Origin of the sequence: Amycolatopsis sp. WAC 01376 (assembly GCF_003947415.1) — a bacterium.
Classification (GTDB): domain Bacteria; phylum Actinomycetota; class Actinomycetes; order Mycobacteriales; family Pseudonocardiaceae; genus Amycolatopsis.
This window is the reverse complement of record NZ_QHKL01000003.1, coordinates 149,765-176,200: the sequence shown is the minus strand read 5'-3', so window position 1 is coordinate 176,200 and position 26,436 is coordinate 149,765. Positions and strand designations below refer to the sequence as shown.

Below are 26,436 nucleotides of genomic sequence, written 5' to 3'. Positions count from 1 at the left end.
ACCTTTCATAGCGCTCGTCAGGAGGCGGGCAGCGTCGCCAACCGCGCGTTGATGCGCTCGATATCGGCCACCGCGGTCTCCTTGCGGGCCCGGATCTTGCCGATCACCGGCTCCGGCGCCTTGTCGATGAAGGCCTGGTTGCCGAGCTTGGCCTCGGCCTGCGCGAGTTCCTTCTCCGCCGCGCCGAGGTCCTTCTGCAGGCGCTTGCGCTCCGCGGCGACGTCGATCGTGCCGGACAGGTCCAGTTCGACGGTGACGACGCCGGCCGACAGCCCGACCTCGAGCGACGCGCTCGGCGCGAAGCCGTCTTCGGGCTGCGTGAGCCGGACCAGCGCGCGGATCGGCTCGTCGTGTCCGGTGATCTCGGCGAACCCGTCGCCGGACAGCCGCGCGGCCACCTTCTGGCTGGGCTTGAGGCCCTGGTCCGCGCGGAACCGGCGGACCTCGGTGACCAGTTTCCGCACGTCCGCGATCCGCTTGTCCGCCACGGCGTCGGCGTACGAGGAGTCCGCCACCGGCCACGGGGCGATCACCAGCGACTCGCGGCCGGTCAGCGCCGTCCACAGCTTTTCGGTGATGAACGGGATGAACGGGTGCAGCAGCTTCAGCACGGTGTCGAACACGTGCCCCAGCACCGCGCGCGTCGCCGTCACGCGGGCTTCGTCGCCCTGGAAGACCTGGACCTTCGACAGCTCCAGGTACCAGTCGCACAGCTCGGTCCAGGTGAACTGGTAGAGCGTGTCGGTGGCCTTCGCGAACTGGTAGTCCGCCAGGTACCCGGTGACCTCGTCGACGACGGTCCCGAGCCTGCCGAGGATCCAGCGGTCCGCCTCGGTGAGTTCGGCCGGGGCGGGCAGCGGGGCGTTCGCGTCCGCGCCGTTCATCATCGCGAACTTGGTGGCGTTCCAGAGCTTCGTGGTGAAGTTCCGGGAACCCGCGACCCACTCCTCGCCGATCGGCACGTCGGTGCCCGGGTTGGCGCCGCGGGTGAGGGTGAACCGCAGCGCGTCGGTGCCGTAGCGGTCCATCCACTCGATGGGGTCGACACCGTTGCCCGCGGTCTTCGACATCTTCTTGCCGAACTGGTCGCGGACCATGCCGTGCAGCGCGATGGTCTTGAACGGCGCCTCGCCGGTGGCGTAGAGGCCGAACATCATCATCCGCACGACCCAGAAGAACAGGATGTCGTAGCCGGTGACCAGCACCGACGTCGGATAGAACTTGTTCAGGTCCGGGGTCTTCTCCGGCCAGCCGAGGGTGGAGAACGGCCACAGGCCCGACGAGAACCAGGTGTCGAGGACGTCCGGGTCCTGGGTCCAGCCTTCGCCGGAGGGCGGCTCCTCGTCCGGTCCGACGCAGACGACCTCGTCGTTCGGGCCGTACCAGACCGGGATGCGGTGACCCCACCACAGCTGACGCGAGATGCACCAGTCGTGCAGGTTGTCGACCCAGTCGAAGTAGCGCTTCTCCATCTCCGGCGGGTGGACGTTCACGCGGCCGTCACGCACCGCGTCGCCGGCGGCCTTCGCGAGCGGGCCGACCTTGACGAACCACTGCAGCGAAAGCCGCGGCTCGATCGGCTCCTTCGAGCGCTCGGAGTGTCCGACGCTGTGCAGGTACGGACGCTTCTCCGCGACGATGCGGCCCTGCTCGCGCAGCTTCTCCCGCACCGCGACACGGGCCTCGAAGCGGTCCATGCCGTCGAATTCGGTGCCGGTGCCGTCGATACGGCCCTGCTCGTCCATGATCGTGATCATCGGCAGGTCGTGCCGCTGGCCGATCTCGAAGTCGTTCGGGTCGTGCGCGGGCGTCACCTTGACGGCGCCGGTGCCGAACTCCGGGTCGACGTGCTTGTCCGCGACGATCGGGATCTTGCGCCCGGTCAGCGGAAGCTCGACCTCGGTGCCGATGAGGTGCGTGTAGCGCTCGTCGTCCGGGTGGACCGCGACGGCGGTGTCGCCGAGCATCGTCTCCATCCGGGTGGTGGCCACGACGATCGCGTTCTCGCCGTCGCCGTAGCGCATGGAGACGAGTTCGCCCTCGACCTCTTCGTGCTTCACCTCGGCGTCGGACAGCACCGACCGCAGCTCCGGCGACCAGTTGACCAGCCGCTCGGCACGGTAGATCAGGCCGTCGTCGAAGAGCTTCTTGAAGATCGTGTTGACGGCCTTGGACAGGCCGTCGTCCATGGTGAACCGCTCACGGGACCAGTCGACACCCTCGCCGAGGCGCTTCATCTGGGCGAGGATCTTGCCGCCGTGCTCGTTCTTCCATTGCCAGACACGCTCGACGAAGGCCTCGCGACCGAGCTCACGGCGGCTGGTGCCCTCGGCGCGGAGCTGCTTCTCGACCAGGGCGTGGACCGCGATGCTCGCGTGGTCCATGCCCGGCAGGTACAGCGTCTCGTCGCCGAGCATGCGGTGGTAGCGGGTGCTGGCGTCGATCAGGGTGTGCTCGAACGCGTGCCCGATGTGCAGCGAACCGGTCACGTTCGGGGGCGGGATGACTACCGTGAACGGCGGCTTGTCCGACGTGGGGTCGGCCGTGAAGTAGCCGGCGTCTACCCAACGCTGGTAGAGCGAGGCTTCTTCGTCGGCCGGGTTCCAGGCACCCGGAAGGTCGGTCTGCTGCGGCTGGGCGTTCTCGGTCACAGTTGACAAGTCTACGAACCCTCTCCAGCGAGTTCCTCACCGGCCGTAACGCCCGCTGTTCCCAGCCGATGAGGGGATGTCGTCACGCACTGGGGAAGGGCGGGCTCTTGGAAGACCGGCAGCTGGAGACGCATCCGGATCTGATGGATCCGGAATGGCGCAAGCGGGCCGAACGCGCCGCCCGGCTCGGCGCGAAGCAGGACCTCAAACGGCGGCGGAAACAGAAGCCGCGACGGCGGTTCCGGATGTCCCGGTGGCACGTGGTGGTCCTGTTCCTGGTCATGACCGTGGCCGTGCTCGCGGCCGCGGTGGTGGTCGTGAACCAGCTGCGGGGAAGCTCCAGCGCCGCACAACCTCCGAAGGTGGCTCCGGTGCTCAGCGGCGTCGACCTCGCCCGGCCTTTCGACCGCACCCCCGCGGCGAACTGGCGCGAAGGCGTCGCCGGGATCGCCGTGCCGCCGGGGCAGGCCATCGGCGGCTTCACCGCGCAGGAGGTCGACGCGGCGTATCAGACGGTGACGAAGGCCATCGCGGCCGCACGGCTCGGTTCTCGGGCGCTCCGGGACCACAACGGCTCGGAACTGCTCGCCCTGCTGACCCCGAACGAACGCACCCGGCTCGAACAGACGCTCACGAGCGGTCCCACCCTCGAAAAGGATCGGTACTTCACCCTCATCGGAGCGAAAGGGCTGTCGCAGGTGCCGCCGCGCATGACCGGGTCACTCACGGCGAAGCCCGGCGGCAAGGGCGAGTTGATCGTCCACGCGAGCTACGCGGTCGCCTACGCCTTCGACGCGCGCCCGGACGAGGCCCGGTCACCGGCGGACATCGTCCCGTTCCTCCGCGAGGAACAGGACTACATGATCCGCAAGGCTCCGCCGTTCGCGAAGGCCGACGCCGGGCTCAGCATCGGGCAAGGTTCGGGCTACCGCTCACGCATGGCCTGTGACGCGATCAAGACGGGTATCCTCGCGCCCCAGTACGCTGACAAGGACAGACCGGTCGTCGGCGTACCCGTCGGCGACGATGCCGCTGCCTACGATCCGACGAAACCCCTGCCGTCGCTGGACACCTGCGGGTAGCGGGCCGAAACACTGGGGAAGAGGACAGAGATGGACGAAGAGGACCGGCGGATCGAGACCCACCCGGACCTGGTCGACCCGAACTGGCAGAAACACGCCGAACTGGACGCCTGGCTGGGTGCGAAGAAGGAACTCAAGAAGAAGCGCCGCAAGCAGCGCAAGGCGGCCCCCTCCGGTGGCGGCTACTCCGCGCCGGGTTCGAGCCGGTGGCCGGGCATCGCCGCGATCGCCGGCCTGATCGTGCTGGTCGTGGCCGCGGTGACGGTGAACGCGGTGCAGGAACGCGGCGTCAACGAGACGCCATGGTTCCCGCTGGACGAATCGCAGATCACCCGGCTCGTCACCGACGCCTGACCCCCCTCGGTCGCGCGCGGAGGCGGCAAGGCGCACGATGGGGTCCATGACCCGCGAAGCACCCGCGAACGACGTTGACGAGACACAGCTCGAGGTCGGGAAACCGAAGAGCTGGGCGGCCGGGATCCCCGGGGTCGCCGTCTCCCTGATACGCGGCATGGAGCAGATGGGCGCCGCGCGCACGGTGAAGACGCTGCGCCTGCTGAACCAGCGCGACGGTTTCGACTGTCCCGGTTGCGCATGGCCGGAGCCGCGCGAGGTCGACGGCGAGCACCGCAAGCTCGCGGAGTTCTGCGAGAACGGCGCGAAGGCCGTCGCCGAGGAGGCGACGAAACGCCGGGTCGGCCGCGAGTTCTTCGCCGAGCACTCCATCCACGATCTCGCGGACAAGACGGACTTCTGGCTCGGGCAGCAGGGCCGCATCACCGAGCCGTTCGTGCTGCGCGAAGGGGCCTCGCACTACGAGCCGATCTCCTGGGACGACGCCTTCACCCTGGTCGCGGACGAGCTCCGCGCGCTGCGGAACCCGGACGAGGCGATCTTCTACACCTCCGGCCGCACCAGCAACGAGGCCGCGTTCCTCTACCAGCTGCTCGTGCGTTCCTACGGCACCAACAACCTCCCGGACTGCTCCAACATGTGCCACGAGTCGTCCGGCGCGGCCCTCGCGGCCACGACCGGGATCGGCAAGGGCTCGGTGTCGCTCGCCGACATCCACAAGGCCGACCTGATCGTGGTCGTCGGCCAGAACCCCGGCACCAACCACCCGCGCATGCTCTCCGCGCTGGAGGAGGCCAAGGGCAACGGCGCCAAGATCATGGCCGTCAACCCGCTGCCCGAAGCCGGCCTGATGCGGTTCAAGAACCCGCAGAACGTCCGTGGCGTCATCGGCAAGGGAACCCCGCTTGCCGACGAGTTCGCGCAGATCCGGCTCGGTGGCGACCTCGCGTTGTTCCAGGCGATCGGTCATCTGCTCCTGAAGTGGGAGCAGGAGACCCCCGGCACGATCGTCGATCGCGCGTTCGTCGAGTCGTCCACCGAGGGCTTCGAGGACTACGCGAAGCATCTGCGGGAGATCGACTGGACCGAAGTGGGCGCCGCGACCGGGTTGCCGCGTGAGCAGATCGAGCGGCTGGCGCGGATGATCGCGACGTCGGAGCGGACCATCTACTGCTGGGCGATGGGCCTGACCCAGCACAAGCACGCCGTGCAGACGATCTCCGAGGTCGCGAACCTGGCGCTGGTGCGCGGCATGATCGGCGAACCGGGCGCGGGCCTGTGCCCGGTGCGCGGGCACTCCAATGTCCAGGGCGACCGGACGATGGGCATCTGGGAGAAGATGCCGGAGTCGTTCATGGACAGTCTCGACGCCGAGTTCGGCATCAAGGTCCCGAGGGAACACGGCTACGACACCGTCGATTCGATCCGCGCGATGCGGGACGGCAAGGGCAAGGTCTTCTTCGCCGTCGGCGGCAACTTCGCCTCCGCCACGCCGGACACGGAGCTGACCGAGAAGGCGCTCAAGTCGTGCTCCTTGACCGCGCACGTGTCGACGAAGCTCAATCGCTCGCACGTCGTCCCCGGCAAGACCGCGCTGATCCTGCCCACCCTCGGCCGCACCGAACGCGACGTCCAGGCGGGCGGCGAGAAGTTCGTCACCGTCGAGGACTCGATGTCGCAGGTGCACACCTCACGCGGCAGGCTGGCCCCCGCCAGTGACAAACTGCTCTCCGAGGTCGCGATCATCTGCCACCTCGCGGAAGCGCTGTTCGGCGCCGGGCACCCCGTGCCGTGGCGGGACTTCCACGCCGACTACGACCTCATCCGCGACCGGATCGCCCGTGTCGTCCCCGGCTGCCACGACTACAACGCCCGCGTGCGCGAGCCCGACGGCTTCGTCCTGCCGAACGCGCCGCGCGATTCCCGGCAGTTCAACGGAACCGCCAACGGCAAGGCGAACTTCACCGTCTCCGAACTCGAGTATCCGCAGGTCCCCGAAGGCAGGCTGCTGCTGCAGACGATGCGCAGCCACGATCAGTACAACACCACGATCTACGGTCTTTCCGACCGCTACCGCGGCATCGAGGACGCCCGGCGCGTGGTGCTGGTCAACCCCGAAGACCTGGTGTCGCTCGGGCTGACCGACGGCGCGATGGTCGACCTCGTCTCGGAATGGCGGGACGGCGACCGCCGCGCCCCGCGGTTCCGGGTGGTCTCGTATCCGACGGCGAAGGGCTGCGCGGCGGCCTACTTCCCCGAGGCGAACGCCTTGGTGCCACTGGATTCGGTGGCGGACAAGTCGAACACCCCGGTGTCGAAGGCGATCGTGGTGCGGCTGGAACCGGTGACCGCACCTTAGGCTGCCCGCTTGGCGGTGCCGGGCGGGCTAGAACCGGGTCCACCGTGAAGTGGCCAACCCACTTCGCGGAAAGGCCTTGCCATGTCACGAAGATCGACTTCGCGTTGCTTCGCCGCACTGGCCTCGCTCATGCTCGTCGCGGTACTGCCCGGCACGGCCACCGCCGCTCCGGGCGCACCACCGCCGCTCCCCTTCGTCTCCCAGCTCGACCTGTCCTGCTACCGGACCGAGGGCTACAAACCGCCACCGGCGGAGCTCACCCTCAAGCACCTCAACCCCGTCCTGGCGAAGCTGCCGATGGAGACGGTCAAGCTGGGTGAGCGCCAACAGCTCTGCGTGCCGGTCGCGAAGAACGGCGAGATCCCGCCGCCGGGAATCGTCGACTTCGTCCGCTGGGTGGATCTGTCCTGCTACCGGATCGAGGGCGGCGCGGTGAACTTCCCGCTGACGCTCAGCCACCTGAACCCCGTGGTGCGGAAGCTGGGCATCCAGGACGCGCACGTGACCATGTTGTCGCCGGAGCAGTTGTGCGTCCCGGTCGCGAAGAACGGGGTACTGCCGCCACCGGAGGTCCTGTCGTTCGTGCGGCACATCGACCTCGAGTGCTACGCGTTGCGCGTCCTCGGCATCCCTGCCGTCCCCTTCCCGCTGACGCTGGGCCACCTCAACCCGGTGCTGGCCGACCGGCCGAAGGTGGACGTGAAGGCCGGCAACGCGCGGCAATTGTGCGTGCCCGTGGCCAAACGCGGCGACGAGATCCCTCCGGAGGTACTCGACACCTTGCAGTGGCTGGATCTGGCGAAGTACGACGTCACCACCGGGCCGAGCGTCGTCGGGCCGGTCACGCTGAAGCTGACCCATCTGAACCCGGTGCTGGCGCGCCTTCCCAGCGAAGAGGCCGTCATCACCGAACCGGCTCAGCTCGGTCTTCCGGTCGCCAAGAACGGCAAGATCCCACCTGGCTGAGGCTCAGTCGATGCAGCCGGCGGCGTCCGGGGTGATCGGCTGGTCGCCCTGCGCGGGCGCTCCCCCGCCCGCGGACACGCCCGGTCCTTTGTAGACCTGGCCGAGGACGACCTCGATGGTTCCCGCGGCGACCGAGTCGGCTTTCTGGACATCCAGTCCACCGAGCAGCTTCGCGACCTCCGCCGCGGGTCCGGCCGCGTCGCTGTACCGGACGACGGAGGTACGCCGCCCGGCTTCGGCCTTCGTGTCGCCCTTGCCGAAACCCTTCTCCGCCAACAGGTCCGAGACGCGGGCGGCGAGACCGTCCTTGCCGCTCGCGTTGACGACGTCGACCTTGGGGCCGGCGGGCGCCTGCGACGACGCCGCGGGCTGGGCGCCGATCAGCGAGGCGGCGAACGCGCGCACCTGTGCGGGGTCCACCTGCACGGCGGTCCAGGTCGGGTGCCGGGGGTCGTAGCGGTAGTCGGGGTTGACCACCGGGATCGTCTCGAAGGCGATGCCACCGCCGGAGACCCCGCGCATCTGCCGGACGAAGTCGAGCAGATTCCACGAACCGTCGAGCACCACCGAACGCTTCACCGCGTCGATCAGATCGGACACCCGCGCCGGGTTGGCCAGGGTCCCGCCGGACAGCACCTTTTGCGCCAGTCCGGCGAGGAAAACCTGCTGACGGCGGACGCGGTCGAGGTCACTGCGGGGCAGGTTCTTGCGCTGGCGGACGAAGGCGAGCGCGTCGGCGCCCTGGATCGTCTGCCGTCCGGCCGGGAAGTCCGCGCCCGAATCCCGGTCCTTGGTGGCCTTGTTCAGGCACACCTCGACCCCACCGACGGCCTTGCTGATCTCGTAGAAGCTCAGCAGGTTGACCTCGGCGAAGTGATCGATCTTGACGCCGCTGAGCTCCTCGACCGCTTTCAGGGTGGCCTTCCGCGCGGCGGTGATCGCCTGCTTGTTGATCTCGGCCTTGTCGGTCTTGCCCGCCGCGCGCTGCTCGTTCGCCGAGGCGAACTTGGTCCGGCCGAAGATCTCGTTGATCTTGCTCTTGTCCTTCGTTCCCGGCTGCGCGACCCACGAGTCACGCGGGATCGAGAACGCCTTCACGGCCTGCTGCCCGTTGGGGATACGGAGCACGATGAGCGTGTCGGTCAGGTCGTCGCCGTTCGCCCCGGCCCGCAGTTCGCGCAGGATCTCCGGCGGGAGCGGCCGGTCCTGGTTGTCGGTCCGCGCGTCGCGCCCGACCAGCAGGATGTCCAGCGAACCGTCGGCGGGCTGTTCTCCCGGGTCCGGCGCTTCGATCACGTCTTCGCGGGTGACGCCGTCGAGCGACTCCAGCGTCGTGTATCCGTACGCGGTCCCGCCGAACACCGCCACCGCCATCGCGGCGACCAGGACCTTCCCCAGCTTGTGCACGTCCCTAAGACGCACGGGAGGCGGTCATTGCTGCAAGGGTGATCCACTTCACATCCGCAGATGCGACGCGCCGTTCAGGTCGAGGATCGCGCCGGACGCCCATGCGGCGTCGGCGGAGGCGAGGTAGAGCACCGCCGCGGCGACCTCCTCCGGCGTCCCGACCCGGCCGAACGGGCTCTCGCCGCGCGCGCCTTCGACCTTCGCCGCGACCCGGTCGGTGGCGGTGAAGCCGGGTGCGACCGAGGTCACCGCGATCCCGTGCGGGGCGAGGGCGACGGCGAGCGACTGCCCGAGCGAGTGCAGCGCGGCCTTGCTCGCGCCATAGGCCGGGAACTCGGGCTCACCCTTGAACGCGCCCCGCGAACCGATGTTGACCACCCGGCCCGCCGCGCCGCGCTCGATCATGTGCCGGGCCACGCAGTAGGTCACGTTCGCGGTGCCGAGCACGTTGACGTCGACCATCCGCCGCCAGATCCGCTGCCAATCCGCATAGGACACTTCGGCGATGGGGTGGGCCGCCGCCGCGGACGGCGCGTAGGCGGCGTTGTTCACCAGGACGTCGACGCCGCCGGCCAGCCCCTCGGCTTCGTCGGCGACCCGTTGGGCCACTTCGGGATCCGAGAGGTCGCCCTGGACGAGCCCGTGGCCGGAACCCGGCAGTCCGGCGAGCGTCCGCTCGGCGTCCTCCCGGTTCGAGGCGTAATGGACGGCGACACGATCGCCCTTTTCCGCGAAGGCCCGCGCGATCGCACGGCCGATGCCACGCGACGCCCCGGTGACGAGAATTCCCACGGGCCGACCCTACTCAGCCGCCGAAGAGCTGGACCACCTTGCGGAACAGTTCGTAGACGCCGTAAGCGAACGGGAGCGCGACCCACAGCCAGGCGAAGACCATCAGCCCGGTGCGGCGGCGTTCGGGAGCCTGTCCGGTCATCGGGCCTCACTCCTCGCGGGCTCGCCGGACGGCGACGGCTCGTGGAACTTCGGGTTGACCGGGCGCACCAGTTCGTTGGCGACGAAACCGGCCACCAGCAGGCCGATCATGATGAACAGCGACGTCGTGTACAAGTCGGGGCCGACCTTGCCCGCCGCCTTCTGGCTGTCGGAGATGGCGTTGACGATGAGCGGCCCGAGCACGCCTGCCATCGACCAGGCGGTCAGCAGCCTGCCGTGGATCGCGCCCACCTGGTAGGTGCCGAAGAGGTCCTTCAGATACGCCGGCACGGTCGCGAAGCCGCCGCCGTAGAACGACAGGATCAGCATGGCGCACAGGACGAACACGAGCTTCGAAGCGTTGGTGGTCAGCGCGATCACCAGGTACAGCAGCGCGCCGACACCGAGGTAGAGGCGGTAGATGTTCTTGCGCCCCACCAGGTCCGAAGTGGACGACCAGACGAACCGGCCGAGCATATTGGTCAGCGAGAGCAGCGCGACGAACCCGGCCGCGGCCGCGGTGCCGACCGGCGTCGACGTCTCGCGGAAGAAGTCCGCGATCATCGGCGCCGCCTTCTCCAGGATGCCGATGCCCGCGGTCACGTTGAAGCACAGGACCACCCAGAGCAGCCAGAACTGCGGCGTCTTGATGGCGTTGCGCGCCGACACGTTCGCGGTGGTGATCATCGCGTTGCCGTGGTCGGTCTTCGGCGTCCAGCCCTTCGGCTTCCAGTCGTCGGCGGGGACCCGCACCAGCAGGATGCCCAGGCTCATGAAGACCGCGTAGACCAGGCCGTGCACGAGGAAGGCGGTCGCGACCGTCCCGATCGACCACGGCGAGCCGCCCAGCATCTGCGTCGACCACGGGGAGGCGATCAGCGCGCCGCCGCCGAAGCCCATGATCGCGATCCCGGTGGCCATCCCCGGCCGGTCGGGGAACCATTTGATCAGCGTCGACACCGGCGAGATGTAGCCGATCCCGAGCCCGATGCCGCCGATCCCGCCCCAGCCGAGCACGACGAGCCAGTACTGCGAGGTCGCGACACCCAGCGCCGAGATCAGGAAGCCCGAGCTGAAGCAGACCATCGAGACGAACATCGCCCAGCGCGGCCCGTTGCGCTCGACCAGCGTCCCGCCGAAGGCCGCCGAGAGCCCGAGCATCACGATCCCGAGCTGGAACGGGAGCGCGCTCTGCGTGCCGGTGAGCCCGAGGGTCTTCTCCAGCGGCGCCTTGAAGACGCTCCACGCGTACGCCTGCCCGATCGACAGGTGGACGGCCAGCGCGGCGGGAGGGATCAGCCAGCGGCTCCAGCCCGGTGGTGCGACGATGCGGGAACGGTCCAGGAAGCCGACAGCCATCCGGCGCCTCCGTACTCTGGGGATGTGCACTGGGAATGTATTACTTAATTCCCGACGTTGCAGTACTCAAGTGTCGAATAACCGGTCAGAAGGGTGGACAAGTGGGCAGGGTGACGGTGCGGCGTCCGGTGCGGATGATCTCCGCGACGAAGGACGTGCGACGACCCGACTCGCTCGCGGCCGAAGAACCGCTGGAGATCCGCGTCGGCGGCAAGGCACTCGCGGTCACCATGCGGACACCCGGTAACGACGTCGAACTGGCGCACGGGTTCCTGTTGTCCGAGGGCGTGCTCACCTCCCGCGAGGACGTCGCGGTCGCCCGGTACTGCGACGGCGTCGACGACCAGGGCCGCAACACCTACAACGTCCTGGACATCGCGCTGGCCGAAGGTGTCGCGCCGCCGGAGACGGGCGTCGAGCGGAACTTCTACACCACGTCCTCGTGCGGCGTCTGCGGCAAGGCCGCCCTCGACGCGGTGAAGCTCAAAAGCCGGTTTTCACCGGAGAAGTCCGGATTCACCGTGAGCAAGGACGTGCTGGCGAAGCTACCGGACACGCTGCGCACGCATCAGAAGGTCTTCTCCAGCACCGGCGGGCTGCACGCGGCCGCCCTGTTCGACGGCGACGGGAACCTCGCCGTCGTCCGCGAGGACGTCGGCAGGCACAACGCCGTCGACAAGGTCCTCGGCTGGGCGTTGCAGGAAGGCCGGATCCCCGCCTCGGACGCCGGCCTGCTGGTGTCCGGGCGTGCCTCGTTCGAACTGGTGCAGAAGGCCGCCATGGCGGGCATCGGCCTGCTGGCGGCCGTTTCCGCGCCGTCGTCGCTGGCCGCGGAACTGGCCGACGAGAACGGCATGACCCTCATCGGTTTCCTGCGCGGCGAGAGCATGAACCTCTACACCGGCGAACAGCGGGTGCTCGGGCTCGACTGAGTGGGTCGGATGTGATCGCTGGTGACAGTGGGACGGTAGTGACCTCGGCGGCCGGTCGTGAAGTACATGAAGGACCCCTTCCTTGCGTCTAGCGCAGGGTCCCGGCAAAGTCGCATAACTGCTGGTCGGCTCCGCCGCTAGAGCAGGACAAGACGAACGTGCCGTGGCGGACCCGACAGGAGCGAGCCTCACCCGGCTCGTGACTGTCCACAAGGGACGCTTTACGAGGCAAAGGTGCCCGATTTGGGCGACTTGCACGGTTCCGCGTGGGGGTCGTGAGTGGCAATGAGCGTTCTAACGCTCATTACCACTCACGACCCCCACGCGAAATCACGCAAATACCCTGAACCGGGCATCCGCGCCCCGAGAAGCGTCCTTTGTGGATAGTCAAGTGGTGTCGCAGGCTCACTCAGGAGTCACTGCCGGCCCGAAGGCGTCCTTCACCGCATCAGACGCAGCGATGGGAGCCTTCGCCCCACCACTGACTCGCCCGGGAACGCGACCCGTTTGCCTTACGGGTCAATAACCCTCATTGCCACTCACGACCCCCCGCAGAACCGCACATAGCGGCGTCAATCGGACACGCAATCGCCCGGCGGAGTCCCTTGTGGACACTGAAGCCCCGCCGGCGCCCAGAATCAAGCCCCACCACCGGCACGTGCGGCCCCGCGACAGCGCAGGAATAGTCGCCTGACCTGCAAGATCTCGACTTTGCCGGGACCCTGGTGGTGGGCGGAAAGCGTCCTTCACCACGTGACATGCCGGGAAAGTCCCTTTCAGCTCACCCAGTTACCGTGGAAACCGTTGGGCACCCGGTCCGGCAGGTGCACGGCACCGACGGTCTCCAGCGTTCCCGCGTCCAGGATCGTCAGGTCGCTCTTCTGTGTCGCGGGGTCGTAGACGAAACCCATCAGCACGCCCTCGTCCTCACCGGCGTCCACTGAGGACGGGACGAACACGAACTCCCCGACCTGGCTGCCCTCGCCGAATTCCCGCGAAGCGACCGACCGGTTCCACAGATCGTGCTTCAGCAAGGAACCCGAGGACGCCGATCCGTCCCTTGTGGACACCGAGTAGCCGAAGCGGTGCCGTCGCCCGACCAGCCGCTCGTCGACGCGCGGGAATTCCTGACCCTGGTCGTCGAGGCGTTCCTCGACGACCTTGCCGACGGTCAGATCGATGGTCCAGCGGTCCAGGGTCGGCGGCCCTTCGGCGGGGCCGAGCAACTCGGTGTCGAACATCTTCGGGTGGCGGACGACGTCCAGCACGATGTCGTCGCCGTCGTCGTAGGCGTTCATCGGGTGGAACACGTAGCACGGCTCGATCTCGAACCAGCGGACGTCGCCGTCGCCGCCCTCTCGCGGCATGACCCCGATCCGCGCCGGGTACTTCGGGTTCCAGCGATACGGCAGGCCGGAGTTGCCCGAGATCCGCTGACGCAGCCTCGCGCTGAGGGGGTCCGGCACCTTCACCTTGCCCACGAGCGCGGACAGCACCAGCTGGGCGGGAGTGCGCAGGAACGCCGGGACGGACGCGGCGACGGCCTGTTCGGCGTCGAAGGTGACCGGGAGGTCGTAGAAGACGACGTGTTTCTCGGTCAGGGAGAAGTCGTGCATCATCGGCGAACCGGTGACCTCGATGTCCACCTTGCGCCGCGCGCGGCCTTGGGCGTCGATCACCGAGTACTGCACTTTGTTGCCCTGACCGAAGAAGTACGACACGGCGTGCAGTTCGCCGGTCTCCGGATCACGCTTCGGATGCGCGGTGTAGCCGCCGGGAAGGGTGCCGTCGAAGTCGCAGACGCCGACGGTGTCGAGTTCGTCGGTGAGCTCGAAGCTGGTGGACCCGCCTTCGATCAACGCGAGGGTCTTGCCGGCGTGGCCGATCACGTTCGTGTTGGCCCCGAGGGAGGCGACCCCGGAAACCGGTCCGCCTTCCCAGCGTTCGCCGATCTGCCGCGACAGCCGGGGGTTGCGCACCCAGCGGTTGCGGTACCACTCGGCGCGGCCGTCACGCAGCCGGACGCCGTGCACCATGCCGTCGCCCATGAACCAGTGGTAGGCCTCCGGGTCCACTTCGGACAGCGGGTTCGGCCCGTTCCGCAGGTAGCGCCCGTCCAGGTACTCCGGGATGTGCCCGGTGACGCTCAGTTCGGTGATCGTGTGCTCACGGCTGACCGGGGCGAAGTTGCCCTGGAGGAACTTGTTGCCCATCGAAGGCCCCCTAGCGACGGATATAACACAGTTATGGATATATTTATAACAGGGTTATGGAATACTGGCAAGCATGTCACCGAAACCCTCCGCCACCGAGGTCAAGGCGAAACTGGTCGAAGCGGCGATCCGGCTGCTCTCGGACGGCGGCCCGGAGGCACTGCAGGCCCGCAAGCTGGCGGCGGAGATCGGCGCGTCGACCATGGCCGTGTACACCCACTTCGGCGGGATGGGCGCACTGGTGGACGAGGTCGCGCGCGAGGGATTCCGGCGGCTGTCGGCGAATCTGGGCGAGGTCGAGGAAACCGCCGACCCGGCGGCCGACATCCTCACCCTGGCGCTGGCGTATCGGCGGACCGTGGTGGACAACCCGCAGCTCTACGCGGTGACCTTCGGCCAGAGCCAGCCCAACGGGCAGAAGGCGGCACTGGTCGACATGACCAGCAAGGAGACCCGCGAGAGCCTCAGCGATGAGGGCATCGAGGCCTTCGGTTACCTCGTCCGTGCCGCCAAACGCGTGATCGACGCGGGCCGGTTCCGGCCCGCCCCGGAGTTCGACGTCGCCGCCCAGCTCTGGAGCGCCGTGCACGGCTACATCACGCTGGAGGTCGCCGGCCACTTCGGCGACAGCGGGAATGGTGTGGACCACATCCTGATTCCCCTGGCCACCGCCCTCGGCGTGGGTCTCGGCGACACTTACGAGGCCGCGACGCGCTCCGCGCGGATCTCGATCGAGGCATGGCGCGCGAAAGAGGGAAACATCGGCACCTGATCCGGCGATACCCCGGTCACAGGTCGGTGACATGTGCAACCTTCCAGCGGAAACGTGCGTCTGACCTGGTGGAAGCAAAACGGGGGAACGGGGATCGGTGAACGAGGACGATCAGGGGCACACGCCGCTGCCGGGGGTGGACGGCGCCCGTCGCTGGCTGAGCCGCCGGTCCGTGCTGATCGCCGGCGCCTCGGGTCTCGGCGTCGCCGGGCTCGCCGCCGGAACGGCCACCGGGGCCCTGCCGTTCAGTGAGGCGCTCCAGCGGGCACTCGGCGTCGCGTCGCCGACCCCGGCGACCCAGCTGGGCAGCCCCCGCGTCGAGCGTGTCTATTCCGAAGCCCGCGGGCGCGAGGTCGACCTGGTGCTGATGCTGCCGACCAAGGCGCCGCCCAAGGGCCTGCCGATGTCGCTGATGCTCCACGGCCTCCACGGCACCGCGCGGCACGCGGCTCCCACCGGGCTGCTCAAGCAACTCAGCAGCGAGGTCGCCCGCAAGGCGGTGCCCCCGTACGGGTTCGTCGCGGTCGACGGCGGCGACCACTACTGGCACGAGAACCAGCCCGGCGACAACCCGATGGCGATGCTGCTCGAAGAGGTCCCCCGCTGGCTGGCCGCCCGAGGCCTCGGCGGCCGGGACGGGCTGCCGTTCGCCGCCACCGGGCTTTCGATGGGCGGTTTCGGCGCGCTGCTCTACACGCGGCGCCGTCTCGAACGCCGTCGCCCGCCCGCCGCGGTCGCGGCGCTCGCGCCCGCGCTGATGACGTCGTGGGCCGAGATGAGCAAACGGCGCGCGTTCCGCGACGCCACCGACTGGGGCTCGCTGGACCCGTTGCGCCACATCGACGTCACCAAGAAGGTGCCGACCGGGATCTGGTGCGGCACCGAAGATCCGTTCATCGGCGGGGTGCGGAAGTTCATCTCCGAAGCGCGGCCCATGGTCGCGCACACGGCGCGCGGCAAACACGGCGACACGTTCAACCGCACCGTCGTGCCGAGCCTGGTCGCGTTCCTCGGCAAGCACGTCCCGAAGAACGCCTGAACGCTCAGACGCGGAAGAAGATCCTGGTCACGGTCGAGCCCGGTCTCAGGTACTGCCGGACGAGATCGGCGACCTGGTTCACCAGCACCAGGCCGCGTCCACCGATCTGCCCCGCGGTGGCGGGCCGCCTGCCGGCCAGTGGATCGCTCAGGGTGCCTTCGTCGATGACCTCGCAGAGCACATGGGCCTCGTCGCGCCAGACGCGGACGACACCCTGGCCCGAACCGTGCAGCACGCTGTTGGCGGACAGTTCCGCCACGGCGAGCACGAGATCCTCCACCCGGCCCGGGGACAGCCCGCTCTCCTCGGCGCGCACCTGTGCGAAGTGCCGCACCGCGCTGAGCCTCGCGAGATCGAACCGGAACGCGTCGGCCACGACCGGTTCGGGCAGCGGCAGGTTGTACTGCTCGACGACCGCGTCGGGCGCGTAACCCTCGCTGCGTCGGTCGCCGTCGGCGCCGGAGAGGATCGGATGGGTCCGCTCGGCGTCGGCGAGGACGCCGTCTTCGAGTCTGGTCCGGTCGTACGGGCACAGGATGCTGAGGTCACGGTCGCCGAACGCGAAGTTGATCAGCGCCTCGTGCTGTGCACACGCCGGGTACTCGAGGGGCGAACGGCCCGCCCAGATCGGTTCGCCGATGATCCGGACCGGCCCCGGCCGGTTGTCGGCGAACGCGAGCAGCACACCGGGAAGGATGCGGCCGGGGTTACGGCCCGCTTCGGTCATGTCGATGAGCTCGACCTCGGCGGCGGAATCGCCCAGCGCGTCTTCGATCAGCGTCAGATTCCGGCCCGGGACGGCGACCGCGACCGGCTCGTCGAGCTTCAAACCCTCGAGGATGTACGGAATCGTTCCGTTCAGGTACTCGGTGTCACCGGAGTAGAGCAGGCCCACGTGGGTGAAGGGACCCGCGGTGACTGTCACGGACTCGTCTTACCCCGTTGGGGCAGTTCTGAAACCCTGCTAACGGAGGGAAATCCGAAAATGGTGCCGGGCCGATCAGCCGAGCCAGCGTCCCGCCATCGAGATCAACCAGAATCCGGCGAGCGTCGCACCGGTGAACAGTCCTGTCCAGGCGACGAGTGAGGAGTTCGCCTCCGCGCTTCGCGCCGTCTTGATCCGGAAGAGCGCGTACGCCGAGACGGCGAAGAACGGCAGCGGGATCAGCGGCAGCGGCGACAAGCGGACGACACCGGCCACCAGGCAGGTCGCCACCAGCACGCCCAGCACGATCGTCAGCGCGCGCGGGATCCACGGATGCCCTCGATACGCCCCGACGACGATGCGTTCGGTGAGTTCGACGAGTCCCCTGACCTCGCGTGGACTCGCGGCTTCCAGCTCGGGAGCCTCGTTCTCGTCCTTCGTGGGAGTCAGCGGCACCATCGCATCCTATCTCGGTCCGGTCACCGGCCGGACCTGGCCGGAGAAACCGATGCCCCGGCCGGAAGGCTCCGGCCGGGGCATCGTTGACGCTGACGTGCTTTGTCAGGCGGACTTCTCGCCGCGTTCGCTGCCACGACGGCGTGACGGCTGACGCGCCACGATCGTCGGGTTCACGTTCTCGCGGACGGTCTGCTCGGTGATGACGACCTTCGCGACGTCGTCGCGGCTGGGGATGTCGTACATGACCGGCTGCAGGACCTCTTCCATGATCGCGCGCAGGCCACGGGCGCCGGTGCCGCGGAGCACGGCCTGGTCGGCGATGGCCTCGAGCGCGGTCTTGGTGAACTCCAGCTCGACGTTGTCCATCTCGAAGAGCTTCTTGTACTGCTTCACCAGCGCGTTGCGCGGCGTGGTCAGGATGCTGACCAGCGACTCCTTGTCCAGGTGGGTCACCGTCGCCACGACCGGGAGGCGGCCGATGAACTCCGGGATCAGCCCGAACTTGATCAGGTCCTCCGGCATGGTGTCGGAGAAGATGTCGCTCTCGTCGATCTCGGCCTTGGTGCGGATCTCCGCGCCGAAACCGAGGCCGCGCTTGCCGACCCGCTCGTTGATGATCTTCTCCAGCCCGGCGAACGCGCCGGCCACGATGAACAGCACGTTCGTCGTGTCGATCTGGATGAACTCCTGGTGCGGGTGCTTGCGGCCGCCCTGCGGCGGCACCGACGCGGTGGTGCCTTCGAGGATCTTCAGCAGCGCCTGCTGAACGCCCTCACCCGACACGTCACGCGTGATCGACGGGTTCTCCGACTTCCGGGCGATCTTGTCGACCTCGTCGATGTAGATGATGCCCGTCTCGGCGCGCTTGACGTCGTAATCCGCCGCCTGGATCAGCTTGAGCAGGATGTTCTCGACGTCCTCGCCCACGTAGCCGGCTTCGGTGAGCGCCGTGGCGTCCGCGATCGCGAACGGGACGTTCAGCATCTTCGCCAGCGTCTGGGCCAGATAGGTCTTGCCGCACCCCGTCGGCCCGAGCATCAGGATGTTGGACTTCGCCAGTTCGACGGTCTCGTCCTTGGAATCCTTCGGCCCGGCCTTGTCGTCGGACTGCACACGCTTGTAGTGGTTGTACACCGCCACGGCCAGCGAACGCTTCGCGTCGTCCTGGCCGATGATGTACTGCTCGAGGAACTCGTGGATTTCGGCGGGTTTGGGCAGCTCGTCGAGCTTGACCTCACCGGCTTCGGCCAGTTCCTCTTCGATGATCTCATTGCAGAGATCGATGCACTCATCGCAGATGTAGACCCCGGGGCCGGCAATGAGCTTCTTCACCTGCTTTTGGCTCTTGCCGCAGAAAGAACATTTCAGCAGGTCGCCGCCGTCACCGATCCGTGCCATGGCCGTTGACCTCGTCCCCTCCGGCGCGATACGCGCCTGACTGTCTTACCGCCCCGGTCACGGATGACCGCTCGGAGCCTCACACACTGCCACTGACGGTACCCGCCCGATGGCGTCGGCGGGAGAACCAACGTCACATCTGAGCACGCCAGAAGCTGACCTTAGACCAGGGATCCGGTGCGTGTCGTCTCCCGACACGCACCGGGCCCCTCCCGCGATCAGCTGCTCGAGGCCTTGCGGTACTCGAGCACCTCGTCGACGATCCCGTACGCCTTGGCCTCGTCGGCCGTCAGGATCTTGTCGCGCTCGATGTCCTTCTTGATGTCGTCGGCTTCCTTGTTCGTGTGCTTCGCCAGGATGACCTCCATCTGGCGCCGCACCCGCTGGATCTCGTTGGCCTGGATCTCCAGGTCCGAAACCTGGCCGTAGGTGCCCTCGGTCGCGGGCTGGTGGATCAGCACCCGCGAGTTCGGCAGCGTGAACCGCTTGCCGGGGGTCCCGGCCGCCAGCAGCACGGCGGCGGCCGAAGCGGCCTGGCCGATGCACATGGTGACGATGTCGGGGCGGACGTACTGCATCGTGTCGTAGATCGCCATCAGCGCGGTGAACGAGCCACCGGGCGAGTTGATCAGGATCATGATGTCGCGGTCCGGGTCCTCGTGCTCGAGGTGCAGCAGCTGGACCATGACGTCGTTCGCCGACGCGTCGTCGATCTGCACGCCGAGCATGATCTGACGCTCTTCGTACAGCTTGTTGTACGGGTTGGATTCCTTGATGCCGTAGCTGGTGCGCTCGACGTACGAGGGCAGCACGTACCGCGACTGCGGCAGCTGGAGCCGCGACTGCATCCCAGGCGCCTGCGACCCGATCGGAAGCTGGAAGTTGCTCATTGAAAATTCTCCTGTGTGCCGGCGCGGATCAGCTGTTGGGAAGCGGGTTCTCGCGCGTGAGGACCTGGTCCACGAAGCCGTAGTCCTTCGCCTCCTGCGCGGTGAACCAGCGGTCGCGGTCACCGTCCTTGACGATCTGCTCGACGGTCTGGCCGGTCTGCTCGGCCGTGATCTTGGCCAGCTCCTGCTTCCACTTGCCGAACACCTCGGCCTGGATCGCGATGTCGGAGGCCGTGCCGCCGACACCCGCCGAGGGCTGGTGCATGAGGATGCGCGCGTGCTGCAGCGCGTACCGCTTGCCGGGCGTGCCGGAGGAGAGCAGGAACTGCCCCATCGACGCGGCCAGGCCCATCGCGTAGGTCGCGACGTCCGGGCGGATCAGCTGCATGGTGTCGTAGATCGCGAAACCCGCGGTGACCGAGCCACCGGGCGAGTTGATGTAGAAGCGGATGTCCGACTCGGAGTCGTCTGCGTCGAGCAGCAACAACTGGGCGGTGATCCGGTTGGCGACCTCGTCGTTGACCTCGGAGCCGAGGACGACGATGCGCTCCTGGAGCAACCGCTCGAAGACCGAGTCGGTGAGGTTGAGCCCTGCGGTACCGGTCCGCGCCTGGGGCGTGTGCTGCGTCACGTCTGCCTGCCTTTTCGCCGACGGCGGCGGGTGGAACGTTCGCCGCCGCGTATGTCCAGATGCTTGAGGATCTTGCAACCGACCCTAACGAACTTGGGCGGTGCAGAATGCCTGACACCGCCCAAGTTCGCTTACAGCTTTACGGTCCGTTTCGACCGGACCGCGTATTCCCTACTCGGCCGCAGTCTTCGCGGCCTCTTCGGTGACCTGCGTCTCCTCGGCTGCGGGGCCGAAGAGCTCTTCGAGGTCGACCGTGGCGCCGGAGGCGTCGGTCACGGTGGTCTTGCGGACCACCGAGGCCAGCGCCTTGCCGCGGCGCACGTCGGCGTAGATCGCGGTCAGCTGGCCGGACTGCTGCGCCCGCTGGACGTACTCGTCCGGGCTGACGCCGAAGCGCTGCGCCTGGTAGATGATGCGTTCGGTGAGCTCGCCGTCGTTGACCGACGTCTGCTCGGCGTCGGCGATGCTGTCCAGCAGCAGCTGCGTGCGGACCGCCTTCTCCGACTCCTCGCGGACCTCGGTGTCGAACTCTTCGAGGGTGCGCCCTTCGGCCTCGAGCGCCTGCGCGAACTGCGCCTCGTCGTGGTCGAACGGGTGGATCGCGTCGTGCTTGCGGTTCTCGATCTCGGCCTCGAGGACCTTCTCCGGGATCGCGACCTCGGTGCGCTCGAGGAGTTCCTCGAGGACCTTGTCGCGGGCCTGGACGCCCTGCTGCATCTTCTTGACGCGGCCGAGACGCTCGCGAAGGTCGGCCTTCAGCTCGTCGATCGTGTCGAACTCGCTCGCCATCTGGGCGAACTCGTCGTCCGCCTCGGGCAGCTCGCGCTGCTTGATGGTCTGCACGGTGACGGTGACGTCGGCGTCCTTGCCCGTGTGCTCGCCGGCGACCAGCTTCGTGGTGAAGGTCTTGGTCTCGCCCGCCTTCGCACCGATGATGGCCTCGTCGATCCCGTCGACGAGCTGGCCGGAGCCGATCTCGTAGGACAGGCCGGTGGTCGAGGCCTCCTCGACCTCCTCACCGTCGACGGTGGCCGCGAGGTCGATCGAGACGAAGTCGCCGTTCTCGGCCGGACGGTCGACGCCGGTCAGCGTGCCGAAGCGGGCGCGCAGCTCGTCGAGCTGCTCGTCGACCTCGGCGTCGGTCAGTTCGACGTCGTCGACGCTGACCGCGAAGCCCTCGAGGTCGGGCAGCGAGATCTCCGGGCGGATGTCGACTTCGGCGGTGAACTCGAGGACCTCACGGTCCTCCAGCTTGGTCACCTCGAACTCGGGCTGGCCGAGCGTGCGGACCTCGCCCGCGCGCACGGCTTCCATGTACTTGGCCGGAATGACCTCGTTGACGACCTCGTCGAGCACCGGGGCTCGCCCGATCCGGCTTTCCAGCACGCGAGCCGGCGCCTTGCCCGGGCGGAAGCCGGGGATGCGCACCTGCTGGGCGATCTTGCGGTAGGCGCGGTCGAAGTTCGGCTTGAGCTCGTCGAACGGCACCTCGACATTGATCTTGACTCGCGTCGGGCTGAGCTGCTCGACGGTGCTCTTCAACGTATTCTCCTCGAGCGGTAAACGATGTGATGGGCATCCGCATGCGGTCGACAGCGGATGTGCCCTGGCCAGCTTGTGGACAGGGCCGTCCGAGTCTAGGCCGTGTCCTGTGGGTCTGTTCGACGGGGTTCGTGATCCAGGTGGTTCCTGGCGGTGCGGGCGGATCGGCCTCGTACCGGGTCGTACTCGGCCGCATCCGCCCGTGCCGTCAGGGACCGCCTGGGCGCGAAGCCCGCGAACAGACCCACGGGACGCGGCCTGGGTCGTGGCCCTCGCCGCCCCTGGCCCGGGGCCATCAGCCCGCCCTCCCCCGCCGAGCACAGCAGTCGCGCACGGTCCGACGAACAGGGCACGGACCACCCGATCGGACGAGTTTTCGGTTCTTCTCTGTTACGAAGCCGTCCGTTCCTGGACACGGATGCGCGCCACGCCTCACCATCGGGCGCTGTGACGTGGTGTTTCGGCACTCACATGAAGTTTACAAACCAGTACTAATTGTCTACGGTGTGACAGCTTGTCCCGGTAGCCATCGACCGAGGGGAACGATCGATGACCGTCGCCGTAACCCGGTCCGAGGACACGGGGGAGATACCCGAGAGAAGACCGAGACGCGGCGTGCCCAACCCGCGCGTCCCGCTGCCGGTCGTCTCGGTGCCGACAGTGTTGTTGTTCACCGGCGGCCTCATGGTGTGGAGCGGCGCCACCTGGCTGGTCGTCAACGAGGCCGCGCCGCTGTGGGTGACCATTCCCCTGCACGCGCTCGTCACCTTCACCATGTTCACCGTGCTGCACGAGTCGACGCACCACGCGGCCGGACAGCTCACCTGGGTCAACGAACTGCTCGGCAGGCTCGCGATGCCGTTCGTGGCGGCCTACGGCTCCTTTCCCTTGGTGCGCTACATCCATCTGGAGCACCACCGCAACACCAACGAGGACGCCCACACCGATCCCGACGCCTGGACCGCGCACGGCCCCTGGTGGCAGTTGCCACTGCGCTGGCTGACCATCGACTTCTGGTACGCCCGCTTCTACGTGGCCCGGCAGCGCACGCGCCCGCGGTCGGAGCGGATCGAGACCGCGGCCGTCGTCACGCTGAGCCTCGCCGCGTTCGCCTGGCTTGCCGTGACCGGCCACGGCTGGGAACTGCTGATGGTCTACCTGGTCCCGCAGCGCCTCGGGCTGGCCGTGCTGGCCTGGTGGTTCGACTGGCTCCCCCATCACGACCTCGGCGCGCAGCGGCAGAACCGGTTCGGCGCCACCCGCGTCCGCGTCGGGCTCGAATGGCTGATGACGCCGATCATGCTGTGCCAGAACTACCACCTGGTGCACCATCTCCACCCGGCGATCCCGTTCTACCGGTACCTGCGTACGTGGAAGGACAATCGCGACGCCTATCTCGCCAGGGACGTCCCGATCGCGACCCCGTGGGGCCGCGAGCTGACGTCGACGGAGTACCGCGAGTGGCGTCAGCTCACCGGTTCGTTCGACGAGGAACCGCCCGCTCCCCAGCCCCGGGGGCCGAGCCGGTTCCACTCGCTGCGCGTGGCCGAGATCCGGCCGCTGTGCGAGGGCGCCGTCACCGTGATGTTCGACGTGCCGGAGCGGCTGCGGGAGACCTTCCGGTTCACCCCCGGCCAGCACCTCGTCATCCGCGCCGAGGTCGACGGGGAAGAGGTGCGGCGCGCCTACTCGATCTGCTCGACACCGGACTCCGGGATCCTGCGGATCGCGATCAAGCACCAGCTCGGCGGCGCGTTCTCGACGTTCGCCACGACGGAACTCGCGGCGGGCGACGAACTGGACGTCCTGCCCCCCGACGGCGTTTTCACCCTGACGCCGGACCAAGGCCGCGCGGGCCGGTACGTCGCGCTCGCCGCGGGCAGCGGGATCACGCCGATCCTGTCGATCCTCACCGCGACACTGGAGAACGAGCCGAACAGCAAGGCGACCCTGCTGTACATCAACACCTCCGGCGCCAGCACGATGTTCGCCGACGAACTCGGCGGCCTCGCCGCGCGACTGGGCGGACGGCTGCACGTCGTGCACTACCGCACCGACGAACGCGACCCGGACCTGCGCACACACCGGCTGGAGAAGCCGTTCGACATCGTCGGCGAGGCGCTGGCCATCTCGCACGAGCGCTACCAGCGCGGCCGGCTCGACAGCACCCGTCTCCGCGCACTGCTGCAAGCGCGGCTGCACCCGGCGAAGGTGGACGACTGGTTCCTGTGCGGCCCGCGCGACCTCGTCGACATGGCCCGCCGGACACTTGCCGATCGTGACGTCCCCGAGGAACACGTCCACTTCGAACTGTTCCAAGGCGCGCTCCCCGTCCGCCCCTCACGGCGGCCGGGCCCGACGCTGACGGTGACGGCGGCCGGGAAGACCGTCGAAATCCCCGCGACGGTGGGCGAAACCGTGCTCAGCGCCGCGCTGCGGCACGGCGTCGACGCGCCGTACGCATGCGTCGGCGGCGCTTGCGGCACCTGCCGGGCGACGGTGGTGCGAGGCAGCGCGCGGATGGACGTGCACTACGCGCTCGGGGACGAGGAGGTCGCGGCCGGGCAGATCCTGACCTGCCGGGCGGTGGCGACTTCGGCCGAACTGGGCGTGGACTACGACCGCTGAGCCTCTTCGGGCTTGCGGGCGCGCGAAGGCACGCCGACGGGTAGCGAGGGCCTCCTTCACTACCCTCAGGGTAGGCAAGGAGTCCTTCACGGACCGGTGCGTCAGGGCTTGCGGCGCGGAGCTCAGCTGTCCGACCGGCGCCAAGAGAGCGCTATGAACGGTCCGTTACTTGCAAATTTTGCAAGTAACGGACCGTTCATAGCACGCGACGCGCCAGTCACCGACGCGTCGCGCTTGACTCCCCAGTCCGAAGTGGACGGTGTGTTTTCGTTCATGATCGGATCTCCTGTGCCTCACGCGCACAGCGGGCTCACAGGCGGGACACAACGCGCGCATACGACCGCGGCGCACCCTCGGGGTCATGGCACCCGGTTCGGTCCCGACCACCGGCCCGCGCCGGTCGTTCCGGCCCGGGCGGCTTTCCCTGCGCGCCAAGCTGACCGGCTCGATGGTGCTGTTGCTCGCCTTCGTCTGCCTGGTGATCGGCGTCGCGAGCGAGGTCGCCTTGCGGTCGTTCCTCACCCGCCAGATCGACGACCAGCTCTCGGCCGCGTCGGCCCGTGCCCACGACTTCGCGAACCGGCCGCCGGAGGACGGCTTCGGTCCCGATCCGCTCGACGCGCCGGGCCAGGCGTCCGGGACGCTCAGCGTGCGTTTCTCCGGTGACCGGGTGCTGTACGCGGGAATCCTTACCGTGCAAGGACTTCCGCAGGGGTTGTCGGCCGAACAGGAGTACGGCCTGTTCGCCGTCCCGGCGGACCGGCCGCCGATGACGATAACGCTCGGCGGTCTGGGCGAATACCGCGTGCAGGCCGTCTCGATCCCCGGCGGCGCGGTCGTCACCGGGCTCCCCCTCGGGCCGATGCAGGACACCTTGACCACGGTCCGGTGGATCCTGTTCGGGGTCGCGCTGGCGGGGGTCGCCGGCGCGGGGTTCCTCGGCGCGTTCGCGGTGCGGCGCACGCTGCGGCCACTCGACCGGGTCGCGGCGACCGCGGGCCGGGTGTCGGCGATGCGGCTCGACCGCGGTCACGTCGCGCTTTCGGTGCGGGTGCCCGAGATCGACACCGATCCGCGGACCGAGGTCGGCCAGGTCGGTTCGGCGCTGAACCTCATGCTCGGGCACATCTCGCGGGCACTGGAAGCCCGGCACGCCAGTGAGACGCGGGTCCGCCGGTTCGTCGCGGACGCGAGCCACGAACTCCGCACGCCGCTCGCGGCGATCCGCGGGTACGCCGAACTCGCCGGTCGCGGCAGCGCGCTGGTGCCGCCGGACGTCGCGCGTTCGATGTCCCGTATCCAGTCCGAGGCCGCCCGGATGACGACACTGGTCGAGGACCTCCTTCTCCTGGCGAGGCTCGACGCCGGACGGCCGCTCGAAGCGGCCGAAGTCGACCTCACCCGGCTGACCGCGGACGCCGTCGCCGACGCGCACGTCGCCGGCCCGGACCATCGCTGGCAACTGCGGCTCCCGCCCGAATCCGTATTCGTGCGCGGCGACGTCCAGCGCCTGCACCAGGTCCTGGCGAACCTGCTGTCCAACGCGCGCACGCACACCCCGCCGGACACCACGGTGATCACCGCGCTGAGCCGCTCCCACAACGGGTCCGCGGTGCTCACCGTCACCGACAACGGTCCCGGGATCGCCCCCGAACTCCTGCCGGCCGTGTTCGAACGCTTCGCCCGCGGCGACACTTCCCGGTCGCGGACCGCGGGCAGCACCGGGCTCGGGATGGCGATCGCGTCGGCCATCGTCGTGGCCCATCACGGCACGATCGAGGTGCACAGCCGTCCAGGGCACACCGAGTTCGCCGTCCATCTGCCGGTGATCGGATCCTCACAGCGGGTGCACAGCTTCGGCACAACCACGCCCCAGGTCGGCCCCCGACGCTGAGC

The 26,436-nt window shown here is 68.4% G+C and carries 21 protein-coding genes; 9 read left to right on the top strand and 12 right to left on the bottom strand.

Translation table 11 applies throughout. The annotated features are described in order from the left end of the window. Positions 1–17 precede the first annotated feature (17 nt). On the bottom strand, positions 18–2,651 hold the full coding sequence (locus DMH03_RS17505; protein ID WP_125793104.1) for a valine--tRNA ligase: 2,634 nt from the start codon (positions 2,649–2,651) through the stop codon (positions 18–20). Between the two features lie 107 nt (positions 2,652–2,758). Here DMH03_RS17505 and DMH03_RS17500 point away from each other — a divergent pair, with 107 nt between their 5' ends. The 4 genes from DMH03_RS17500 (at position 2,759) to DMH03_RS17485 (ending at position 7,412) form a co-directional block, all read left to right on the top strand. Then, entirely contained in the window at positions 2,759–3,733 is a 975-nt protein-coding gene (locus DMH03_RS17500) for a hypothetical protein (protein ID WP_233611546.1), read from the top strand. Between the two features lie 30 nt (positions 3,734–3,763). Continuing rightward, complete coding sequence (locus DMH03_RS17495; protein WP_125793103.1) at positions 3,764–4,087, top strand: hypothetical protein; 324 nt, start codon at positions 3,764–3,766, stop codon at positions 4,085–4,087. 46 nt (positions 4,088–4,133) lie between these two features. Further along, entirely contained in the window at positions 4,134–6,446 is a 2,313-nt protein-coding gene (locus tag DMH03_RS17490; RefSeq protein ID WP_125793102.1) for an FdhF/YdeP family oxidoreductase, read from the top strand. A gap of 81 nt (positions 6,447–6,527) precedes the next feature. After that, positions 6,528–7,412, top strand: coding sequence for a hypothetical protein (locus DMH03_RS17485; RefSeq protein WP_125793101.1), 885 nt, complete (start codon positions 6,528–6,530; stop codon positions 7,410–7,412). A gap of 3 nt (positions 7,413–7,415) precedes the next feature. Here the strand turns inward: DMH03_RS17485 and DMH03_RS17480 are convergent, their stop codons facing one another. Genes DMH03_RS17480 through DMH03_RS17470 form a run of 4 tightly spaced genes read right to left on the bottom strand, consistent with a single transcriptional unit; the run spans position 7,416 to position 11,111 of the window. Continuing rightward, positions 7,416–8,819, bottom strand: coding sequence for an LCP family protein (locus DMH03_RS17480; RefSeq protein ID WP_125793100.1), 1,404 nt, complete (start codon positions 8,817–8,819; stop codon positions 7,416–7,418). Positions 8,820–8,867: 48 nt separating this feature from the next. After that, entirely contained in the window at positions 8,868–9,611 is a 744-nt protein-coding gene (locus tag DMH03_RS17475; protein WP_125793099.1) for an SDR family NAD(P)-dependent oxidoreductase, read from the bottom strand. A gap of 13 nt (positions 9,612–9,624) precedes the next feature. Further along, complete coding sequence (locus DMH03_RS42870) at positions 9,625–9,753, bottom strand: hypothetical protein (RefSeq protein ID WP_255431244.1); 129 nt, start codon at positions 9,751–9,753, stop codon at positions 9,625–9,627. Beyond that, positions 9,750–11,111: an OFA family MFS transporter gene (locus DMH03_RS17470; protein ID WP_125793098.1), complete on the bottom strand. Its 1,362-nt coding sequence runs from the start codon at positions 11,109–11,111 to the stop codon at positions 9,750–9,752. Before DMH03_RS17470 ends, DMH03_RS42870 begins: the two co-directional genes overlap by 4 nt. A gap of 101 nt (positions 11,112–11,212) precedes the next feature. On the opposite strand from DMH03_RS17470, the gene fdhD reads away from it, so the two are divergent. After that, positions 11,213–12,043, top strand: a complete 831-nt coding sequence (fdhD, locus tag DMH03_RS17465; RefSeq protein ID WP_125793097.1) for a formate dehydrogenase accessory sulfurtransferase FdhD — start codon at positions 11,213–11,215, stop codon at positions 12,041–12,043. Positions 12,044–12,819: 776 nt separating this feature from the next. Here the strand turns inward: fdhD and DMH03_RS17460 are convergent. Then, positions 12,820–14,256, bottom strand: coding sequence for a carotenoid oxygenase family protein (locus DMH03_RS17460; protein ID WP_125793096.1), 1,437 nt, complete (start codon positions 14,254–14,256; stop codon positions 12,820–12,822). 73 nt (positions 14,257–14,329) lie between these two features. Here DMH03_RS17460 and DMH03_RS17455 point away from each other — a divergent pair, with 73 nt between their 5' ends. After that, on the top strand, positions 14,330–15,028 hold the full coding sequence (locus tag DMH03_RS17455; protein ID WP_125793095.1) for a TetR/AcrR family transcriptional regulator: 699 nt from the start codon (positions 14,330–14,332) through the stop codon (positions 15,026–15,028). Positions 15,029–15,125: 97 nt separating this feature from the next. Continuing rightward, positions 15,126–16,067 (top strand): alpha/beta hydrolase-fold protein, encoded by a 942-nt coding sequence (locus DMH03_RS17450; protein ID WP_125793094.1) that lies wholly within the window; start codon positions 15,126–15,128, stop codon positions 16,065–16,067. A gap of 4 nt (positions 16,068–16,071) precedes the next feature. Here the strand turns inward: DMH03_RS17450 and DMH03_RS17445 are convergent, their stop codons facing one another. From DMH03_RS17445 to tig, 6 genes are all read right to left on the bottom strand, one after another. Then, positions 16,072–16,992 (bottom strand): sensor histidine kinase, encoded by a 921-nt coding sequence (locus DMH03_RS17445; protein WP_305021767.1) that lies wholly within the window; start codon positions 16,990–16,992, stop codon positions 16,072–16,074. Between the two features lie 75 nt (positions 16,993–17,067). Next, the gene (locus tag DMH03_RS17440) at positions 17,068–17,451 is read right to left on the bottom strand and encodes a hypothetical protein (RefSeq protein ID WP_125793093.1); all 384 of its coding nucleotides are present in this window, start codon (positions 17,449–17,451) and stop codon (positions 17,068–17,070) included. Positions 17,452–17,553: 102 nt separating this feature from the next. Continuing rightward, a complete protein-coding gene (clpX, locus tag DMH03_RS17435) occupies positions 17,554–18,849 on the bottom strand; it encodes an ATP-dependent Clp protease ATP-binding subunit ClpX (RefSeq protein WP_125793092.1) in 1,296 nt (431 codons plus the stop codon). Between the two features lie 218 nt (positions 18,850–19,067). Next, positions 19,068–19,739 (bottom strand): ATP-dependent Clp protease proteolytic subunit, encoded by a 672-nt coding sequence (locus DMH03_RS17430; RefSeq protein WP_125793091.1) that lies wholly within the window; start codon positions 19,737–19,739, stop codon positions 19,068–19,070. A 28-nt stretch (positions 19,740–19,767) separates the two neighbouring features. Next, a complete protein-coding gene (locus DMH03_RS17425; protein WP_125676314.1) occupies positions 19,768–20,370 on the bottom strand; it encodes a ClpP family protease in 603 nt (200 codons plus the stop codon). A 171-nt stretch (positions 20,371–20,541) separates the two neighbouring features. After that, positions 20,542–21,912, bottom strand: coding sequence for a trigger factor (tig, locus tag DMH03_RS17420; protein WP_125793090.1), 1,371 nt, complete (start codon positions 21,910–21,912; stop codon positions 20,542–20,544). A 615-nt stretch (positions 21,913–22,527) separates the two neighbouring features. Between tig and DMH03_RS17415 the strand changes: the two genes are divergently transcribed. Both DMH03_RS17415 and DMH03_RS17410 read left to right on the top strand, forming a co-directional pair. Next, positions 22,528–24,540 (top strand): fatty acid desaturase, encoded by a 2,013-nt coding sequence (locus DMH03_RS17415; protein WP_125793957.1) that lies wholly within the window; start codon positions 22,528–22,530, stop codon positions 24,538–24,540. 361 nt (positions 24,541–24,901) lie between these two features. Beyond that, positions 24,902–26,434, top strand: a complete 1,533-nt coding sequence (locus tag DMH03_RS17410) for a cell wall metabolism sensor histidine kinase WalK (protein ID WP_125793089.1) — start codon at positions 24,902–24,904, stop codon at positions 26,432–26,434. The last annotated feature ends 2 nt before the right edge of the window (positions 26,435–26,436 follow it).

Bases quoted from the DNA above. Each gene is read 5' to 3' on its own strand.
- DMH03_RS17410 (WP_125793089.1), top strand. From the start codon at position 24,902: ATGGCACCCGGTTCGGTCCCGACCACCGGCCCGCGCCGGTCGTTCCGG.
- DMH03_RS17440 (WP_125793093.1), bottom strand. From the start codon at position 17,451: ATGGTGCCGCTGACTCCCACGAAGGACGAGAACGAGGCTCCCGAGCTG.
- DMH03_RS17485 (WP_125793101.1), top strand. From the start codon at position 6,528: ATGTCACGAAGATCGACTTCGCGTTGCTTCGCCGCACTGGCCTCGCTC.
- DMH03_RS17490 (WP_125793102.1), top strand. From the start codon at position 4,134: ATGACCCGCGAAGCACCCGCGAACGACGTTGACGAGACACAGCTCGAG.
- clpX (WP_125793092.1), bottom strand. From the start codon at position 18,849: ATGGCACGGATCGGTGACGGCGGCGACCTGCTGAAATGTTCTTTCTGC.
- DMH03_RS17470 (WP_125793098.1), bottom strand. From the start codon at position 11,111: ATGGCTGTCGGCTTCCTGGACCGTTCCCGCATCGTCGCACCACCGGGC.
- DMH03_RS17495 (WP_125793103.1), top strand. From the start codon at position 3,764: ATGGACGAAGAGGACCGGCGGATCGAGACCCACCCGGACCTGGTCGAC.
- DMH03_RS17430 (WP_125793091.1), bottom strand. From the start codon at position 19,739: ATGAGCAACTTCCAGCTTCCGATCGGGTCGCAGGCGCCTGGGATGCAG.
- DMH03_RS17455 (WP_125793095.1), top strand. From the start codon at position 14,330: ATGTCACCGAAACCCTCCGCCACCGAGGTCAAGGCGAAACTGGTCGAA.
- DMH03_RS42870 (WP_255431244.1), bottom strand. From the start codon at position 9,753: ATGACCGGACAGGCTCCCGAACGCCGCCGCACCGGGCTGATGGTCTTC.
- DMH03_RS17460 (WP_125793096.1), bottom strand. From the start codon at position 14,256: ATGGGCAACAAGTTCCTCCAGGGCAACTTCGCCCCGGTCAGCCGTGAG.